This is a genomic window from Pseudofulvibacter geojedonensis, from assembly GCF_042675745.1.
Lineage (GTDB): Bacteria > Bacteroidota > Bacteroidia > Flavobacteriales > Flavobacteriaceae > Pseudofulvibacter > Pseudofulvibacter geojedonensis.
Genome location: NZ_JBHTJM010000002.1, coordinates 25877 through 46245, shown reverse-complemented (window position 1 = coordinate 46245; position 20369 = coordinate 25877). Strand labels below are relative to the sequence as shown.

The 20369-nt window shown below is 28.9% G+C and carries 14 protein-coding genes and 1 pseudogene; 13 read left to right on the top strand and 2 right to left on the bottom strand.

Translation table 11 applies throughout. The features are described from left to right. Nucleotides 1-111: 111 nt before the first annotated feature. The 4 genes from pabB to ACFQ1O_RS00940 all read left to right on the top strand — a co-directional run bounded on the left by pabB (nt 112) and on the right by ACFQ1O_RS00940 (nt 6810). The gene (gene pabB / locus ACFQ1O_RS00955) at nt 112-1407 is read left to right on the top strand and encodes an aminodeoxychorismate synthase component I (protein WP_377712360.1); all 1296 of its coding nucleotides are present in this window, start codon (nt 112-114) and stop codon (nt 1405-1407) included. 81 nt (nt 1408-1488) lie between these two features. Beyond that, nucleotides 1489-2802 (top strand): tRNA lysidine(34) synthetase TilS, encoded by a 1314-nt coding sequence (gene tilS / locus ACFQ1O_RS00950; RefSeq protein WP_377712358.1) that lies wholly within the window; start codon nt 1489-1491, stop codon nt 2800-2802. A gap of 66 nt (nt 2803-2868) precedes the next feature. Then, a complete protein-coding gene (locus ACFQ1O_RS00945; RefSeq protein ID WP_377712356.1) occupies nt 2869-4887 on the top strand; it encodes a protein-disulfide reductase DsbD family protein in 2019 nt (672 codons plus the stop codon). 90 nt (nt 4888-4977) lie between these two features. Next, nucleotides 4978-6810 (top strand): DUF885 domain-containing protein, encoded by a 1833-nt coding sequence (locus ACFQ1O_RS00940; RefSeq protein WP_377712354.1) that lies wholly within the window; start codon nt 4978-4980, stop codon nt 6808-6810. A gap of 122 nt (nt 6811-6932) precedes the next feature. On the opposite strand, the gene ACFQ1O_RS00935 is transcribed toward ACFQ1O_RS00940, so the two are convergent. Continuing rightward, nucleotides 6933-7733 (bottom strand): hypothetical protein, encoded by an 801-nt coding sequence (locus tag ACFQ1O_RS00935; RefSeq protein WP_377712352.1) that lies wholly within the window; start codon nt 7731-7733, stop codon nt 6933-6935. Further along, complete coding sequence (locus ACFQ1O_RS00930) at nt 7730-8299, bottom strand: RNA polymerase sigma factor (protein WP_377712350.1); 570 nt, start codon at nt 8297-8299, stop codon at nt 7730-7732. Before ACFQ1O_RS00930 ends, ACFQ1O_RS00935 begins: the two co-directional genes overlap by 4 nt. Nucleotides 8300-8457: 158 nt before the next feature. Between ACFQ1O_RS00930 and ACFQ1O_RS00925 the strand changes: the two genes are divergently transcribed. The 9 genes and pseudogenes from ACFQ1O_RS00925 (at nt 8458) to ACFQ1O_RS00885 (ending at nt 20299) form a co-directional block, all read left to right on the top strand. Next, nucleotides 8458-9102, top strand: coding sequence for a hypothetical protein (locus ACFQ1O_RS00925; protein WP_377712348.1), 645 nt, complete (start codon nt 8458-8460; stop codon nt 9100-9102). A gap of 239 nt (nt 9103-9341) precedes the next feature. Then, nucleotides 9342-12038: a CHAT domain-containing protein gene (locus tag ACFQ1O_RS00920; RefSeq protein ID WP_377712346.1), complete on the top strand. Its 2697-nt coding sequence runs from the start codon at nt 9342-9344 to the stop codon at nt 12036-12038. 45 nt (nt 12039-12083) lie between these two features. Then, nucleotides 12084-12821: a hypothetical protein gene (locus tag ACFQ1O_RS00915; RefSeq protein WP_377712344.1), complete on the top strand. Its 738-nt coding sequence runs from the start codon at nt 12084-12086 to the stop codon at nt 12819-12821. Between the two features lie 97 nt (nt 12822-12918). Beyond that, nucleotides 12919-13557 (top strand): annotated as a pseudogene (locus ACFQ1O_RS00910) (magnesium chelatase domain-containing protein); the annotation flags it as partial. A gap of 439 nt (nt 13558-13996) precedes the next feature. Further along, the gene (locus ACFQ1O_RS00905) at nt 13997-14830 is read left to right on the top strand and encodes a hypothetical protein (RefSeq protein ID WP_377712342.1); all 834 of its coding nucleotides are present in this window, start codon (nt 13997-13999) and stop codon (nt 14828-14830) included. Between the two features lie 238 nt (nt 14831-15068). Continuing rightward, a complete protein-coding gene (locus tag ACFQ1O_RS00900; protein ID WP_377712340.1) occupies nt 15069-17414 on the top strand; it encodes a sensor histidine kinase in 2346 nt (781 codons plus the stop codon). Next, the gene (locus ACFQ1O_RS00895) at nt 17411-18070 is read left to right on the top strand and encodes a hypothetical protein (RefSeq protein WP_377712338.1); all 660 of its coding nucleotides are present in this window, start codon (nt 17411-17413) and stop codon (nt 18068-18070) included. The genes ACFQ1O_RS00900 and ACFQ1O_RS00895 overlap by 4 nt, the downstream gene beginning before the upstream one ends. Nucleotides 18071-18074: 4 nt before the next feature. Next, complete coding sequence (locus ACFQ1O_RS00890) at nt 18075-18701, top strand: hypothetical protein (RefSeq protein WP_377712336.1); 627 nt, start codon at nt 18075-18077, stop codon at nt 18699-18701. Further along, entirely contained in the window at nt 18698-20299 is a 1602-nt protein-coding gene (locus tag ACFQ1O_RS00885; protein ID WP_377712334.1) for an Eco57I restriction-modification methylase domain-containing protein, read from the top strand. Before ACFQ1O_RS00890 ends, ACFQ1O_RS00885 begins: the two co-directional genes overlap by 4 nt. Nucleotides 20300-20369 lie beyond the last annotated feature (70 nt).

Genomic DNA, 20369 nt, shown 5'->3' with positions numbered 1-20369 from the left:
TATTTTTTTACAGAGATAATCACAGTTTATTATAGAATAATAAAAATAAAATAAAGATAGTTTCCAATTAGTAATTGGAGACTATTTTTATTTTTATAAACTCGATTTTTTTTGAGAAAAATAACAACTAAAAATATAAAGAATTTTCCTAAGCTAAAAGAACAATTGTTGTCTTGGGCGCAGCAATATGACGAAGTTGTATGGTTAGATTCTAATAATTATGAACAAAAGTATGCAGATTTTGATGCTGTTTTAGCGGTAGATGCCTTTACGGTTTTACAAACAGATTACGTAGATGCTTTTGATAAGTTAAAAGAATACCAATCAATAACGAAAGATTGGTTGTTTGGTTATTTAAGCTATGATTTAAAAAATGACACCGAAAATTTAGTCTCTCAAAATCCAGATCATTTACTTTTTCCTGAATTATTTTTTTTTCAGCCTAAAAAGCTTTTTTTGCTAAAACAGAATGAAATAGAATTACATTATTTATATGCTGTAGATGATGAAATAGAAGACGATTGGCAAGAAATTTTAAATAGTTATACATCTTTTTCTGAAGAGAGTTCAGAAGTAAAAATTAAACTTAAAATAACAAAAGACAGTTATTTTGAGAAATTTCAAAAAATAATTAACCATATAAATAGAGGAGATATTTACGAAATGAACTTCTGCCAAGAGTTTTTTGCAGAAAACACTACAATAAATCCTCTACAAGTCTATCAAAAATTAAATAACATATCTAATTCGCCTTTTGCCACATTCTTAAAGGTATCAAATAAATTTCTTTTGTCTGCTTCGCCAGAGCGTTATATTAAAAAAAGCGGTACTCAAATAGTATCGCAGCCAATTAAAGGAACTGCAAAAAGATCTACTAATAAAGAGGAAGACGAAAAGTTAAAATACGATTTAGAGCATGACCAGAAAGAACGTTCAGAAAATATAATGATAGTTGATTTGGTCCGTAACGACTTATCTAAAACTGCTTTAAAGGGTAGTGTTCAAGTTCCTGAGTTATGTAAAATATATACATTCGACCAAGTGCACCAAATGATAAGTACCATTACATCTAAAGTAGCTCATACTAAAAGTCCTGTAGAAGTTTTAAGAACAACTTATCCTATGGGAAGCATGACAGGTGCTCCAAAAGTTTCTGCTATGAAGATTATAGAAGAGGTAGAAGAGAGTAAGAGAGGTTTGTATTCTGGCTCAGTAGGTTATTTTACTCCTGATAATGATTTTGATTTTAATGTAGTAATAAGAAGCATATTGTATAACGAAACTAATAAATATGTATCTTATTCGGTAGGAGGAGCAATTACCGCAAAAGCAAAAGCAGAAGCTGAGTATGAAGAATGTTTGTTAAAAGCAAAAGCCATGCGAGAAGCTTTGTTAAATAAAGGATAGGGAATTTAATAATTAAGCTGTTGTATTTAAGTAAGTCTTAAATAAATAAAAAGTATCTAGAACTATTGTATATTAGTTGCTATGCTAGAAAAGTTTAAAAATCATATAGAACAAAAATTACCTTTTCTAAAAGAAGGCAATCTATTAATTGCTATTTCTGGAGGGATAGACAGTGTTGTTTTAACGCACCTATTACATCAGTTAAATTACTCTATAGCTTTGGCTCATTGCAATTTTAAACTTCGTTTTGAAGATTCAGACAAAGATGAAGTTTTTGTTAAGAGACTTGCAGAAAAGTTAAAAGTTAAGTGTTTTACAACTAGTTTTTCTACTCAAGATTATGCCAACAATAACAATTTGTCTATTCAGATGGCAGCTAGAGAGCTGAGATATAATTGGTTTAATGAACTCTTAAAACAAGAGAACTATCAGTACGTTTTAACTGCTCATCAATTAAATGATAATGTAGAAACAGTTCTTATTAATTTAACAAGAGGTGCTAATATACAAGGTTTAACTGGTATACCAGAAATAAATGGTAATATTATTCGCCCGTTATTACCCTTTTCTCGAAACGAAATCCAACAATTTACTATAGATAATCAAATAAGTTGGAGAGAAGATGAAAGTAATCAATCTACCAAGTATTTTAGAAATAAAATTAGGCATAAAGTGATTCCTGTTTTGCAAGAATTAAACGCTAATTTGCTTCATACTTTTCAAGAACATTTAGGATATTTAAAAGAAGAAAAAGAAGTGTTAGAAAAGCACTTAAATGAGGTGAAAAATGATTTGTGTTTTGAAGAAGAAAATCAATTAAAAATAGACATTAAAAAGCTAAAAAAGTATAAAAATTTTAAAGTCTATTTATACCATATACTAAAAGGTTGTGGATTCTCTGAATGGGCGAATATAGCGGATTTACTAGATGCTCAAGCTGGAAAGTATGTTGCGTCTAAAACCCATAGATTAATAAAAGATAGAGGCTTTTTATTATTAACAAAAAATGATATACTTTTGCTAGATAGTGTTTATGAAATTCCTCTTAAAACAAGTGTAATTTCTAAACCTATTTCGTTGCAATTTCAAGAAGTAAATCAGTTAGAAAAAAATACTTCAAGTAAAGTGTTTTTAGACAAAAGCAAATTGCAATATCCGTTACGCTTAAGAAAGCGAAAAGACGGTGATGTATTTTACCCTTTCGGTATGAAAGGAAAAAAGAAAATTAGTAAGTTTTTTAAAGACGAAAAAATGTCTTTAATAGAAAAAGAAAACACGTGGTTGTTGTGTAATGCAAATGATGACATTATTTGGGTGGTAGGAAAACGCCTAAATAGTGAATTTGTTGTTAAACAAACAACTGATAAAATATTGAAAGTAACCCTTAATTATTAACCCAAACGAACCCTATTTATGAAAAAAATGTGTTTACTATTTGTATTGCTGTTTAGTATAAGCAGCTTGCAAGCACAAATTTTTAAACCTGTTAAGTGGACAGGCGAAGTTGAAAAACTCTCGGAAACAGAATTTAATTTAATTTATAAGGCCAAGATTGAAGACCATTGGCACTTGTATTCTCAAACATTACCAGAAGGTGGTGCTTTGCCAACAGAGTTTTTTTACGATGAAGAAGCTTTAAATAAGAAATTTGAGATAATTTCTAAAAAAGCTGCTGAAAGTAAAACCATTACCAAATTTGATAAAGTATTTGAGATGGATTTAACTTTCTTTGATAACGAGGCTACTCTAGTTCAAAAAATTAAGTTATTAGATCCAACTTTAAAAAGTATTGAAGGAGAAGTGTCATATCAAGCTTGTGATGATGAAAAATGTATGTTTGAGTCAGAAAAGATAAAGTTTGATCTATCTACGGCTAAATTAATAGAAAGTAAAAATGATACTTATTTATTATTATCAAAGGCTGAGTCAAAAAAAGTATCGGTTAAGGAAAAAGAAATAAACGAAAGTAAAAAAGAAACAGAAGAAGAAGAAGAGAGTCTTCATCAAGAAGAAGAGGTAGATAATGAAGAAGAGGAAAAAACTTCAACCTTAGGTGTTTTTATATTAGGATTCTTAGGTGGTTTAGCAGCTTTATTTATGCCATGTATATTTCCTATGATTCCTATGACAGTTAGTTTCTTCACAAAGCAAAGTAAGTCTAAAGGCGAAGGAATAAAGAAATCGATTATATATGGTTTGTCAATTATCTTTATTTATGTGGCTTTAGGAATGATAATAACCATGATATTTGGTGTGTCTGCATTAAATGAGTTTTCAACTAACCCTTGGGTAAATATTGCTTTCTTTATATTATTCATAATTTTTGCTTTATCATTTTTTGGAGCTTTTGAAATAACATTACCAAGTTCTTGGGTAAATGCTGCTGATAAAAATTCTGATAAAGGTGGTTTAGTAGGTATCTTTTTTATGGCTTTTACTTTAGCCTTAGTTTCATTCTCTTGTACAGGTCCAATTATCGGTTCTTTGCTAGTAAAAGCTGGAGAATCAGGTGATTTATTTGGCCCAGCAATGGGTATGTTAGGTTTTGCAATAGCATTAGCATTACCATTTACATTGTTTGCAATGTTTCCTGGATGGTTAAATTCTATGCCTAAATCAGGTGGTTGGTTAAATTCAGTTAAAGTTGTTTTAGGATTTTTAGAACTAGCTTTTGCATTTAAATTTTTATCAAATGCAGATTTAGTTTGGCAATTACATATATTAGAACGAGAAATGTTTTTGGCTATTTGGATTGCAATATTTATAGCAACTATATTATACTTAATGGGGAAAATACAAATGCCTCATGATTCTCCTGTAGAAAGATTGAGTGTGACTCGTTTAATGTTTGTATTGGTATTTTCTACTTTCGTTGTTTATATGATTCCAGGTTTATGGGGAGCTCCTTTGAAAATACTAAGTGGATTAACTCCTCCTAAAGTATATAGTGAAGCTCCATATGGTTTAGAAACTACTGATGCTGTGGATTTGTCTAGTGATATTTTAAAACAAAAGCATACAAAAATTGGAGCTAACGGAATACCAGTTTTTTTAGATTATGATTCTGCTAATAAATATGCTAAAAAGGTTAACAAACCATTATTTATAGATTTTACAGGTCATGCATGTGCTAATTGTAGAAAAATGGAAGATAATGTTTGGTCAGATCCAAGAGTTAAAGATTTATTAAAAAATGATGTAGTAGTTGTATCTTTATATGTTGATGAAAGAAAAAAATTAGATAAAAAAGATTACTTTCATTCAGAAGCATTAGATAAAGAAGTAACAACGACAGGTTTAAAATGGATGGATTTTTCAGTGAAACATTTTAAAGCTAATTCTCAGCCTTACTATGCTATAGTTGATTCAGAATTGAATAGAATGAATAAACCTCAGGGAGCAGATTTTGATGCTGATAGTTATTATAAATGGCTTAGGAAAGGTGTTGTAAAGTATAAAAAGAAATATAAAAAGAAATAAATAGTAATTTATATTTTTTAAAAGCGAGCTTCGGCTCGCTTTTTTTATACTCTAATTTTGTACTTTTAAGTTTCTTAAAACATAAATCAAATGAAATATATAGCTAAGCTAAGTTTAAGTGCTATGTTGGTTGTTGCATTTAGTTCTTGCAAAAAGGATTCTAAGTCTGAAGTAATACTTGATAATACAGAAGCAATAACAAAGGAAAGTGTTAAATTAAATACCTATTTCGAAAATCAGTTTGTTGCATTTTTAGACAGACATCCACAAAGTCAGACTAGGTTAGGAATTAAAGATGATTATGATAAATGGGATGATATTTCTCCTTACGCAAAAGCTTTAGAAGTAGAAGAATCTAAAAAGGCGTTATCGTACTTGATAGATTCTATACAAACAAGCTTGTTAAATGAAGATGATTTGTTAAGTTACCAATTATATAAGCAAACTTTAGAAAATGAAATAGCAGATCATCAGTATGTTTTATATAAATATCCAGTAGAGCAAATGCATGGTATGCAAGCAGAAATTCCTGCTTTTTTAATCAACATGCATCAAATAGAAACTGAAGACGATGCCGAAGATTATATAGCTAGATTGAATGGTATTAAGCCTTTGTTTAATCAGTTAGAAGAGAATTTAAAAGCTAGTGAGAAGCAAGGAGTTATGATTCCTAAGTTTGTTTTTGCTCACGTTATAAGTGATTCAGAAAATATTATAAAAGGATATCCCTTTGATAAAACAGAAGGTTTGAGCACGCTTTATGAAGATTTTAAAGAAAAAATAGTGAAAATAGATTTAGGGGCTGATAAAACAGATACTTTGTTTATAGAGGCCGAAAAAGCTTTGTTAGAAAGTGTGTTACCAGCATATAAAAGCTTGATAAGTTTATTAAAAGAACAAGAAAAAACATCTAGTACAGACGATGGTGTATGGAAATTTCCTAAGGGAGAAGCGTTTTATAGCAATGCTTTAAAAAGGACTACAACAACTAATTTAACTGCAGATGAGATACATGAAATTGGCTTATCTGAAGTAAAGCGTATCCATTCAGAAATGAATGCTATAAAAGAACAAGTTGGTTTTAATGGAACCCTACAAGAGTTCTTTACATTTATGAGAACAGATAAAGAATTTTATTTTCCGGCAACAGCAAGTGGGAAAGAGCAGTATATGAAAAAAGCTACTGCTATAATAGATAGTATGAAAACTCGTTTAGATGAACTTTTTTTAACCAAGCCAAAAGCTGGTTTACAAGTAAAACAAGTAGAAGCATTTAGAGAGAAATCAGCAGGAAAAGCTTTTTACCAAGGTCCTTCTAAAGATGGTAAAAGACCGGGAACCTATTATGCTAACATGTACGATATGGCCTCAATGCCAAGCTATCAAATGGAAGCGCTAGCTTATCATGAAGGAATACCAGGACATCATATGCAAATATCTATTGCGCAAGAATTAAAGAATGTTCCAGAGTTTAGGAAATATGGAAGATATACAGCATATATAGAAGGTTGGGGGCTGTATTCGGAATTTATACCTAAAGAAATGGGTTTTTATAGTGATCCTTATTCGAATTTCGGAAGATTAGCCATGGAATTATGGAGATCATGCAGATTAGTTGTAGATACGGGCATACATGCTAAAAAATGGACAAGGCAACAAGGCATAGATTATTATAGTACTAATACACCTAATGCTATTGGAGATTGTGTTAAAATGGTAGAAAGACATATTGTAATGCCTTCTCAAGCTACAGCTTATAAAATAGGTATGAATAAGATTATAGAATTAAGAGAAAAGGCTAAAAAGCAATTGGGTGCTCAATTTGATATAAGAGAGTTTCACGATGTAGTATTGGTCAACGGGCCCATACCATTAAATGTGTTAGAGGATTTAGTTGATAAGTGGGTAAATGATAAAAAATAATCCATCTATATTCTTAGATAAGAAGATAAATGATTATTTAATTTGCTAATTAATTATAGTAATTAAAAAAAACACCGTTTAGAATATCTAAACGGTGTTTTTAGTACAAATAACATTAGGGTTTAGTCAATTTGTAATAAAAGTTGGTTAGCTTTTACATGATTGTGATACTTATTTTTTACAATCTCTTTAAGTAAAGATTTAGTTGTTTTTAAATCTTTACGTTTTAAATGTGTCATCGCTAAATACCAATAAGCTTTATCGCTATCTAAAGTATTACTATTTTGTAAAAGAGTAAAAGTTTCAGCGGCTTTATTAAAGTTATTTGTTTCTAATAAGCAAATACCTTTATATAAAATAGTAGATGGGTTAGAGGTCTTGTATTTAGCTTCATACAACTCTAAGGCAATTAAAGCGTTTGTGTACTCTTTCTCTAAAAATAGTTGTTCTGCATCAGATAGTAATTTGTCGGCATCATTTCTCAGTGTAAGAGAAGGAAGGCTTGACAAATCACTGTAATCTGCATACAGATTTTCAGGGGTATTACTATCTGTAAACCAAAGGCTGTAGCCAACAGCAAGTAGAATTACAAAACTACTTGCAACAGCGTACCATGAATATCGTTTTCTTGGGGAAATAGAAGTTCGCCTGTATTGTTTGTTGGCTTCAGTAATGGCTTGTTGTATTTTTTTTGCATCCTCGCTAAGAATATATTCTTCATATGCAACACCATCTTTATTTAAGTGATGAATTTCTTCCCATTCGTCTGTTTCAAACATGGCAAATAAATTTTTATTTATCTGCACTTCTTCTGCTAGACTAGGATCTGCAAACATTTCTTTTTTAAATTGTAAACGTTCTGCGTCAGAAAGATTACCTCTTAGAAACTGGTCAATAATCAATGTTCTTTGTTGGTCGTTCATATCTTTTTTAACTTTTTATAGTTAGGGTCTGCTTGTATTAACTTAGTGAGTTTTGCTTTGCATTTAAAAACTCTCTGGCGGGTTACTGTTTCAGAATTGTACTGTAAAGTTTTAGTTATTTCAGCATAGCTTTTCTTTTTTAAAAAAAGAGATAATACTTTTTTACAGTTATCAGACAGAAGGTTGAAATTTCTTAAATATGCCTCCCATCTGTCGTTTTCCAAAATGGCTAGTGCTAGCATTTTTGCACTCCCTTCATTATTAAGTTCCGAGTTTTGTGATTTTGTTACCCACTTTTTTCGAAAATTTAATTCTTTTAACCATAAATTCTTACAAACGCCTAGTAAATACGACTCAAAATTCTCTATAGGTTCATAATCTTTTACTTTAAACTTTGTAGTTATCATTATTAATGCCTTCTGAAAAATATCTTCGGCATCTTCTTTATTACCACTGTTTCTTGCAATATGTTTTAGAGCAATAGGGAATACTGTCTCGTAGATTTCTAAAATTCCCCTAGAATCTCCTTTAATTAAGGCATTAAAAAGACTGTGTTTTTCAGGCATTGAATTGCTTTATATTATACATAAAGTAAAGCTAATTATAAATTTTTAAAAAAAAAATGAAAAAGTATGGGTAACAAAACTCATTTTATAGGAACTATAAAATGAGCCCCTCCTAGAAATATCTAATAGCAACCAACATTCACCAAAAAAAAAAAATCATGAAAAAAATTGTATTATTTCTTACCGTAACTATTTTTTTAGTATTGTCTAGCTGTTCTATCGAAGATACGAATATTTTATCTAATAATCAGATTAACAGTGAGTTAAATGGTTCTTTTAAAAGAGTTGTTGTGACTTATAAAGAAGGAGCTGTTTTTGTAAAAAAGCAAGAGTTAAAAAATGAATTTATTATAGAACAAATTATAAAGCATAGTGATAATATGGAAATGTGGTTGTTAAAACCAAATTTTGATATAGCTGTTGTAGAAGAGGTTATAGCAATGCATAGCGAAGTAGAAAAAGTTAGTATTGATGATAATATATTAATATTTCAAGCTTCTAGAGAAGGAAATTCAACTGGAGATGGAAAAGATGATGATGAGTCAGATAATACAGAAGAGAGAGAGACATCAGGAGATGGAAAAGATGATGATGAGTCAGATAATACAGAAGAGAGAGAGACATCAGGAGATGGGAAAGATGATGATGTGTCAGATAATACAGAAGAGAGAGAGACATCAGGAGATGGGAAAGATGATGATGTGTCAGATAATACAGAAGAGAGAGAGACATCAGGAGATGGAAAAGATGATGATGAGTCAGATAATGGAGAAGAGAGAGACATCAGGAGATGGAAAAGATGATGATGTGTAAGATAATACAGAAGAGAGAAATTCATCAGGGAGATAAGAAAGATGATGATGCATTATAAGCTAATAATAAATAAAATGAATTTTGAAACTATTACTTTTATTGAAAATTATGATAAACAACTTGTAATCAACTGATGTCAATAAAAAATATATTTTTTCACACATTTTTAATACAATGCTAATACTAATATCTTAAATTTGATAGGTCGAATAGATAAGCATTAATTAATTTGAGGTTACATATATTTTTTATAATAGTTTTAGTTGTTAATACTCTATTATCTCAAGAAACTAGCTATAATAAAGCTTCTATAGATAGTATATTTAAATATGATGAATCTTTTTTTAGTAAAAAAAAGAAGATAGACTCAATAATAAATAATACTGCATTAACCAATCAACAAAAATCTTACATATATCATGTTTATGCACGTTATTTAAATAAAAATAATAAATACAGTGAAAGTATTTTAGCAATAAAAAATGCGATAAGTATTAGAGAGTTAGATGATGATACTTTAAACTTAGCTAAAAGCCTTTTTAATTTAGGGTTGTATTATAACAAATCTGGTAATTATTCTTTAGCTATAAAAACTTTTCAGCGACTTGTAGAACTTGAAGGAAATGAACGGTTAAAAAACAAAGCTTACGCTGAGCTTATTCTAGTGTATAAAAGATTAGGAGATTTTGAGAAATGCTTTAGATATTTTGATAAAATAGAAAAATTCTATCTAGCAAATAAAGATTTTAATAGTTTATGCAAAAGTTATATCAATATATCTAGTGTCTATACGTCAATGGGGTATAAAAATAATGACTTGACAATTCTTTATTTAAAAAAAGCAGATTCTTTAGAAAAATATGTTGGTAGTAGAGATAAATATATTATCAATTTAAGTTTCGGAAATGTTTATGAAGAACTTAAAAAAAAGGAATTAGCACTTAAGCATTATAATACTGCTCTCGAAATTTCATATAAACGTAAAGATTCTAATGCTATAGCGTTGTTGTATAATAATATTGGTTATTTATACTTACAAGATTCTTTATATGATAACAGCTTTAAGTACTTAAAGAAAGGTTTTTTATTTGCTGAAGATAACGCAAGAAGAAAGGCTTCATTGAATTATAATTTAGCTGATTATTATTTAAAATCAATGAATTATATAGAAGCTAAAAATTGTTATGATAAGGCAATAAATTTATTGGCTTTTGAAGATGAAGAAGCTAACCAAGAATTAGATATAGCTGTTTTAGAAAACTCGCCTAATCGTTTAAAAGTTTTAAGCTATTTAATTAAACGTGCAAATTTTTGGTATTCATGGTATAAGTTTGATTCTAAGGACGAATACTTAAAAAATGCTTTGACAGATTTTCAGTTAGCAGACCGACTAACAGATGCAATAACATTTAATACAGGAGAACGCTTGTCTAAATTGTTTTGGAGAGAAAAAGGAGCCAATTTATATATACAAGCAATTGCGGTTTGTAATAAACTAAAACGAACAGATTTAGCTTATTACTTTATGGAAAAAAACAAAGCTTTATTGCTTTTAGAGCGGGTAAATGATAAACAAGCAAAATTAGTTAGTAATCTGCCAGAACAATTAGTAACTAAAGATTTCAGCTACAGACAACAAATAACACAAGCTAGTAATAATGCAGATTTATTGTTTGATTTAAAAAATGCTTACTCTAGGTTTAAAGATTCTTTAGCTTTTGCATACCCAGAATATGCCAGGTTGCGTAAACAATTACCAATATTAAGTATTGAAGAACATAAAGAGCTATTTGTAAAATCAAATGAGGCTACTTTACAATTTATTATTAATAATGATGATGCATTTGCTTTAGCAATTACTAATAATAGTACTGATTTGTACGAGTTGAAAAATGTTTCAGACTTGAATAAAAATATACTTGAGTTAAGGAAAAAGCTACAGCAACCATTTATAACTAAAGAAGAAGTATTAAGCTATAATTTGCTGGCAAATAAAATATTTAACACAATATTACCAACTCATATCTATCAAAAATTAAAAGGAAAAAAATTATCTATTGCTACCGATGGTAATCTGCAAAATATTCCTCTAGAAGCTCTTGTAGTTGAGAAAGTAAAAGATACTAAAAACATACCCTATTTAATTATTTCTAACCAAATAGATTATGTGTACTCTTTTTCATATTTAAATTCAAAGAATAGTGTTTTAAGAGCTCCAGAGAAAACTTTTTTAGCATTTGCTCCTAAAAAGTTTAAAGATAATAGCTTGAGTGTTCTTTCTAATTCAGTAAAAGAAGTAGAAACCATAAATACTATTTTTAATGATAAGGTTTATACAGAAAGCGAGGCTTCTAAAAAGCAATTCTTAACAGATTTTGGAAACTATAACATTGTACACTTGGCAACACACTCTGGATTAGATGAACAAACCAATCCGTGGTTAGCCTTTTATGACTCTAAAGTTTGTTTAAATGAAATATATGCAACAAAAAACCAGGCAGATTTAGTGGTGTTAAGTGCTTGTAAAACTTCACAAGGAATATTAAAAAGTGGTGAGGGGGTTATGAGTTTAGCTAGAGGCTTTTTCTTTTCAGGAACAAATACAGTAATATCTAGTTTATGGAACTTAAATGATAAAACTACTGAAAAGATAATGGTAGATTTTTATAAGAAATTAAATAATGGAAACTCTAAATCTGAAGCACTTCATAAAGCAAAGCTAGATTATATTAGTAACAATTCTGGATCTGAAGTGTCTCCTTTTTATTGGAGTTCATTTATTTTAATTGGAGATGGAATTGGTGTAATACAAGCCAAGTCTAATTCATATTTGTATCCAATTTTAGTATTACTAATCACACTATTATTTCTCTTAATATTACTTTTTTTTAAAAAAAGTAAAAAAGTATGGGTAACAAAACGCTAATAATTAGAACTATATAGTGAGGACCAATTACTATATACATTTATTATGAAAGCAAATAATACTGCAAAATTAACCCCAATTAATTATCATAATGTACAACTTCAAGAGCGTTTAGCAATTATGCAAACCTTAGTTTTTGATGAATGGGAATACATCCAAGAAATCCAAGATAAGGTTGATGTAAGAGCTTTTGCTGACACTCTATTGTTAGAATATTTTAATTGTAAAAGTAAAGCGTATCCAAAATCTTTAAAACAATTATTGTACGGTTATATTGAGCCTAGTTATAGACCAATAAAAATAAAAGTGGTTGCTAATAATGAAGGAATCGTATATATGCCACAAATAGGATATTTTCATTTAGAGAAAAAAGGAATTGCAAGTTATTATTATTTTGAAGTAGAAGATAAAAGTCAATTTTTTGATTCTGAAGGAAAAGAGATAGCTTATACTTTTGAACCATTGGTTTTTGAAAAAGGACTTGAAGTTTTAAAATACATACATCCATTGCTATATTCAAAGTATAAAACAGTGGGTGCTACTTTTACAGAAATTACAGCAAATTATTCTTTATGTAAAGAAAAAATAGCTCAGTATGTAAATGAATTATTTATACATAATAAGTTAGGTTACGATACAGTAATAACTATAAACAGAAGAATATTTATTTCGAATTTGCCCTCAAAAAATACACTACCCCACGGAATGTTACTTTGGCAAGTAAGTTCATTTTTAGACTATGCCTTACCTCAAGAAAGTAACTTATTAGTGAATTTAAATTAAATAATTATTATTAAGTTATTTAATGAAAAAAAGGTGCTTAAAAGCACCTTTTTTTGTATCTTATGTTTACCTCAAAGTAAACCCTAATTTTGTTAATATGCTTGTAAAAGTGTTCGGAAGTGCATTATTTGGTGTAGAAGCTACTACTATAACTATAGAGGTTAATATCGCTAAAGGAATAGGTTATCATTTAGTAGGTTTGCCAGATAATGCCATTAAAGAAAGCAATTATAGAATTGCTGCAGCGTTAAAAAATAATAAGTATCAAGTTCCCGGAAAAAGAATAACTATAAATATGGCACCAGCCGATTTGCGAAAAGAGGGTAGTGCTTACGATTTGTCAATAGCTATCGGTATACTTGCTGCTTCAGGGCAAATAAAGTCTGAAGGTCTAGAGCAATATATTATTATGGGCGAATTATCTTTAGATGGAGGATTGCAACCTATAAAAGGAGCTTTACCTATTGCAATTAAGGCTAGAGAAGAAGGGTTTAAAGGCTTTATTTTACCTAAACAAAATGCCAAGGAAGCTGCTATTGTTGATGGTTTAGAAGTATATGGTATAGAAAATATTGTAGAATTAATTGCTTTTTTTGATGAAAACAAACCCTTAGAGCGATCAATTGTTGATACCAGAGCAGAATTTTATAAAAAATTAAATTTCCCTGAATTTGACTTCTCGGACGTAAAGGGTCAAGAGTCTATCAAGCGTTGTATGGAAATAGCGGCAGCTGGTGTCAATTCTAAAAGTAAATGATAATTAATAATAGTATATGATAAAAGTACATTATTTTTTGATAAATTTTTCGTCATTTAATTATTCCTATATTATCTAATTTAGTTATGATTGAAAGTAAGTGTTTTTCAATGAAGCTAATTATTGATATAACTAATTTTAAATTTTCGTAAATCTATATTATAATTTGTAAAAAAATATCAAATTAAAATCATCACTCAAATAGGTTAGTTTGTAAAATCACTATTTATTGGTATTGGTTTTTTGAATTATATAAAATATTTTAGCGAATATATTGTAGTAAAAATTAATCATTTTATTTTACTAGAATAATTACTAAAACAAATTGTTTTTTTTCGTAACTGAAATTTAGGTTAGATAAAGAAGGTTTCCCAAAGCCTAAACTATTTAAGACTTTATAGTATCTAAACTAACTATTATGAAAAAAATGTTTTTTGCATTATTATTTTGTGCGTCAATTGCTAACGGTCAGATTGTTGAAATGGCCTATCCTGATTCTAACTTTTCTAAAAAAGTTGAAGACACTACAGTAACTAAAAGTGTTTCTGATATAAAAAGTGAATTGGAGAAGGAGAAGAATAAAAAAGATGACAAATTGATGCTTTTTGGAACTGGCTATCTAGATTATTTTTCTGCAGGTAGTGTTCAGGCTACTGCTCAGATATTAAAACTTAATATTGGAGACCCTGAAAGGTTTATTGTACCGTTATATATATTTGCTGGAGGGTCTGGTGATGTTTTAGGAGAAAATGAAGAAAATAAGAGTGCTATAGGAAACTTGCTAAACCCAACAGGGGGATTGTTTAATGCTACTTTCTACAAGCAATTTTTAAAACCATCAGATAAGGTTACTAGAATAGGTTTTACTCTTCAAGCTACTTTAAAATTAATATCTGGAGATGATGTTCAATCAAAGGATAACTTTTTGTTCGGATCTACTTCATTTAGTACTGGGTTTCATTTTCAAACAGGTGCTTGGAAAGAAGGTGAAGACGATATAGGTTTATTTTTTGTAAAGCCTAGACTAATTGGGTCTTTGGTTGGAAATACTCAATCTGAAAGTTTATTTTCGACTGTTCAAGAGCATGATAATTTTTTATATGGATTTGCAGTTGATGCTGGAATAAATGTTAAAGATGTAATCGATTTAAAATTTGGAGTTTATCAGTTTTGGAATGATTATGATATTGAAGGCTTTGATAAGCCCCTGTTAAAATTTTCTGTTGATTATAAGTTTAAAGATAATGATTAGAACTACGAAAATAATTAGTTTTAATTGCTACCAAATATTCAAGGAAATATAAGTGTTTAATAATTTTGATAGATATTAAAAAAAATGCATGATAAGTAATGTAAACTTTCCTATAAATTAATTCTTATTTTGTTATTAAATTTAATGATTGTTCTTATTAATTTAGATTTCACACTTGTATGAAATGCAAATACTTTTGAGGCACAGAGGTATTATATAATTTTAATTGAAATATTTGATGTCAAGGAATATAGATATAATAAAAAAAGAAATTACAGAAGCTTTATCAGATAATCCACCAGATTTTGATAAGGTGTTAACTCTATCGAGTGAATTAGCCAAGTTAGATCCAAATCATCAAAGATTTTTTGTTGATGCAAAAACTCTTATTCACTTAGGGAGAGATAGCATTAAAGACCATACAACGGCTCTTTTGGAGTTAGTTAAAAATAGTTATGATGCAGACGCCAAAAATGTTGAAATTGAAATTTTTTCAAAAACATCTGACAAAATAAGAATTGCTGATAATGGTTTTGGTATGACTGAAGATGAGTTGAAGAATAATTGGTTAAGAGTAGGTTTTTCAGCAAAAAGAGTTTCTAAAAAAAGCAAGTTAGGTAGAAGAAAAACAGGAGAGAAAGGTATTGGTAGAATCTCTACCGACAGACTTGGTTCTATTTTAGAAATTCGAACAAAGTCTGCTAAAGATAGATTAATAGGTTTAAAATTAAATTGGGATGATTTTGATGTTGAGGGAAAAAATGTTTCCGATATTAAAGTCAAAATGTTTTATCCTGATGAAATTAATTTGCCCCCTGTTCAAGGAAAAAAATCTGATACTGGAACAGAAATTATAATTTCTGGTCAAAGACAATCTTGGAGTCTAAGTAATATTGAAAATCTATATCAGGAATTAGTAGCATTAACCCCTCCCTTTGAAGAAGTTGAAGATTTTGACATTACTTTATCTAATGATATTTATACAGAAGTAACGAAAAAAATAGATAGGAGTTACTTAAAAGCTGCTGAAATAAGTATTGAAGCTTACTATGATGGGAAGGGATCAGAAATAATATATACTTATTGGGATAAATATAATAATAAAGAAAAAATTGAAAGAATTGATTGGCAAAATTTGTTGTCAAAATCTAATTTAAGTGAGGAGTATGATAAATCAAATAAGCTAAGATGTGGGCCAGTTAACTTAAAGTTATATTTTTTTTTAAGAGAAGCTGCATCAGTAAAAGATATGGATTTTAACTTAAAGAAGTTAAGAGAGTTTTTAGATAATAATGCTGGAATAAAAGTTTATAGAGATAAAATAGTTGTTAAGCCCTATGGTTTTCCTAGTTCTCAATTTGGTTATGATTGGCTTGAGTTAGCTGATAGAAAAGCCCAAGATCCAGCCGGAATAAGTAGGTCACAAAGTTATAGGGTTACTCCTAATCAATTAGTAGGAGGAGTATTTATAACAAGAGATTCTAATGTTAAATTATCTGATAGTGCTGCAAGAGAAGGTTTGGTTGAATCAGAAGCTTTTTATGATTTAAGGAACCTAACGTTAGGTTCGATAAATATGTTAGAATCTTATAGAACAAAATTAGTACCACAGATAAAACAATCTAAGGGGAAAAGTAAGTCTACTAAAACTAATGCTGATAAGATTATTAAAACTTTATCTACAATAGAAAAAGATTTAGATGAGATTAATCATGATATACAAAATAGTAGTGATGTAGATTTAGATACTAAAGATAGAATACAGAAAAATGTATTGATATTAAGTAAAACTACAGCAAAAGTTGAAAAAACAATTAACGATCTACTTAATTGGAATAGGACTCTTAGTGGTTTAGCTACTATTGGTATTTCATCTGCAGTTTTTGGACATGAAACAGAAGGATCAATTACACAATTTAAAGGTTCGATCAATGCTGCAAAATTAACATTAAAGAGGAGACAACCGAATATTGAAAATGCATTATCTGAAATAGAAAAAGCGATAAAATACTCAAATAAAGTTGCTGCATGGGGAGCATATGCGTTAACTAGAGTTCAAAGAGAAAAGAGAGGAAAGAAAGATATTAATCTTAAAAGAACGATTAATAATGTAATAAGTGAGTTAAAACCAGCATTTAAAGCAGCATCGATAAATATAACTTTTATTGGGGATGTGATGTATTCATATACCTATCAAATGGATATTGAAACAATTTTAATAAATCTTTTAACTAATGCTTATACAGCAGCAACACAAAAAGCAGGAGAAAGAAATGTTTTAGTTAAACTGACATTTAAAGATAAAAAACTTAACAAGCGTAAAGAGTTAAGAGGATGTATGATATCAGTATCAGATTCTGGCCATGGAATATCAGAAGAGTTCAAGCATAGAGTTTTTGAACCATTATTTTCTACAAAGGTAAACCCAACTAAAGGTAGTAATAGTGTGGGAACAGGCTTGGGGTTAACCGTAGTTAGTTCGATAATTAAGGAATTGAAAGGAGAAATAACATTTGATAAGGATCCAGACTTGAAAGGAGCAAGGTTTAAAGTATGGTTGCCAATAGAGAAAAAAGCAAAATGAATATAGGAATAATAGATGATAATAAAGATCAAAGAGAGACATTAAAATTAGCTCTTGAAGCCCATTTAGAAGATAAAGAGTCTTCATTAGGAGTTTTAGATATATTTCCCTTTGTGACAGAGAGTTTTGATGAATATTTTTCTTGGATTGAAGAAAATGAAATTATTTGTTTAATTTTTGATGAAAGAATGCATAATGAGTCAGAAGAGGATAAAGGGCCAGTTGATTATAGGGGTAATGAATTAGTGACTATAATTAGAAATAAATTTAAAGAGATCCCTATTTATGTAATAACTTCTCATAAAGGAGATCCTGATTTGCAGGCTAAGTTTAGTTATTTTGAAGATATTATTGATAGGCAAGAATTTATTGATGAAGGAGAGAAGTATGTTGACCGCTTTATTAGAGCTTCACAAAGATTTTTAGAAGAAAATTCACAAGAGTTAAATGAATTTCAAGAGCTTTCAGAATTAATTGCTTCAGGTAAAGCTAGTAAAGAAGATAATGAAAGATTGAAGGCTCTTCAGGTAAAGCTTGATTTGCCCTTGAATCAAGAATTAGGAGAAAGAAGTGATTGGCTAGATGAGTACGAATCTATGATTAGCTCTTTAGAATCTTTAAAAGAAGAAATAGAATCTAAAATAAGCAATAAGTGATTCAATGAATTGGAAGAAAATAGACAAGGATAAGTCTACGCAACCTAGCAATGGTACTTATTCTGATTGGAAAGAACAAATAGCCAAAGAATGTTTTTATCAATGTATTTATTGTTCAATTCATGAAGAACAGTTTGGAGGAATTGATCATTATCATATTGAACATTATCGCCCTAAATCAATTAAAAGATTTAAAAAGTTAGAGAATGATATAAAAAACCTTTTTTATTGTTGTCCAATTTGTAATAGATTTAAGAGTAATGATTGGCCAAATGATCCAGATGATTTAGAAGTTATATGCTATCCAGATCCTTCAGAATATGATTATTCAAATCTAATAGATGTTGATGGAGATAATTTTAAAGTAGAAGGAAAGTACCTTAGTACAAGGTATTTAATAGAACGTTTATATTTGAATAGGCCACAGTTAATTTATGAAAGAAGGGAAACTGTTTTAAGAAGTAAGCAAATTAAGCTTGTGTCTGAAATAAATCATTATAAAGAAAAATTTCAATTAGATGATGATGTTGTTTTTTTAAAAAATTATCTTAGCATAATTTTACAGTTGCAAGAGACATTAGATAAGAGGCGTAAAATTAGACCATATAAATTAGTTGAAATTAGAAAATGAATAAAAAAGAACTAGGATCATATTATACACCAATTCGATTGGCAAAATTTATTAGTGATTATTGCTTATCAAGATTAGATTCTAGTGAAATTTCTATTTTAGAACCAAGCGTTGGAGATGGTGTTTTTGTCGATGCTATTAATGATAGTAAAGAGATTGATAATTTTGACAATATAAGTTTAAATGTAGTAGAAAGGGAAGCTGGAGAACTTAAGAAAGTAGAATCTAAAAATATAAAGAGTAATATATCTTTAACGTGTATTAACGAAGATTATTTGAATTTTAATTCAAATAATAATGACAAATATTCATTAATCATTGGTAATCCACCATATATAAAAAGTAATTTATTAACTGAAGTTCAAAAAGATTTATCAAGAGAAATACATATTAATCATGGATTGTCTTCAAGAAAAGTTAATAATATTTGGACTGCTTTTCTAATAAGTTCAATTTCTCGACTTAAAGATAATGGAATAGTGTCATTTATATTACCATTAGAATTACTCCAAGTTAAGTTTACAGAAGAAATTAGAGCTTTATTAAAAGATTATTTCGATCGTTTAGAGATATTTATGTTTGATGAATTGCAATTTCAAGAATGTAAAGGACAAGATACAGTTTTATTAATTGGCTATGTAAATCATATTCAAAAAGGAACTTTTTATACTACAATTAGTACGATGGAAGACCTTGAGTCAGAGAAATTTAATTTGCAACAAAATATAAGTGTTTCTGAATCTAATAAGAAGTGGACACATCATTTTATAACTCCTGATGAGTATAGTTTTTTAGAGAATTTAAAGAATAACTTAAGCCTAATTTCTAATTATGTGGATAATAGAGCAGGAATTGTTACAGCAGCTAATGATTACTTCATAGTTAATAAAGAAATTTTAGATAAGTTTAAATTAAATGAATTTAGTAAGCCGATAGTACAGAAAGGGTATTTTGTGAATGGCTCTGCAAGTTTTGATGAGGGAGATTTTGAAAATTTAGTTAATAAAAATAAACCTTCATATTTATTGGATTTTAATTCTGTTGGTTCCAATGAAATGAGTAGAGAGTTAAAGGAATATTTAGCTAAGGGGGAAGAATTAAAAATTCCATTTAGGTTTAAATGTAAAAAAAGAAAGTATTGGTTTCAGGTTCCTAATTTAGTAGAACCAACTGAAGCCTTTTTTTTTAAGAGAGCTCATGAATATCCCAAATTTTTGAAAAATGAGGCAGGTGTTTACGTTACTGATAGTGCATATGTTGTTAAAACTAAAGAAAATATAAATATTGATGATGTTATTTATTCTTTTTATAATTCTCTTACTTTAGCTTTTTCTGAGTTAGAAGGTAGATACTATGGTGGAGGAGTATTAGAGTTAACACCTAATGAGTTTAGAGCTTTGCCAATACCGTTAGTAAGATCTGGTAATTTTGATTTATATAAGGAAACATTTGGTAACAAAAATTCAATCAAAGAGATATTGGATAATAACAATGGACATATATTAAATACTTCTTTGGGTTTAAATATTGAAGAAATATCATTACTTGAAAATATAAGAATGAAGTTAATTAATAAAAGGCATAGAAAAAAGAGTTGAGTCTTACCATGTTTTGTGGTACTAAGGAATTTGTTAAAAGTTTTAATTGACTCTAAAGATTTTAATTAAC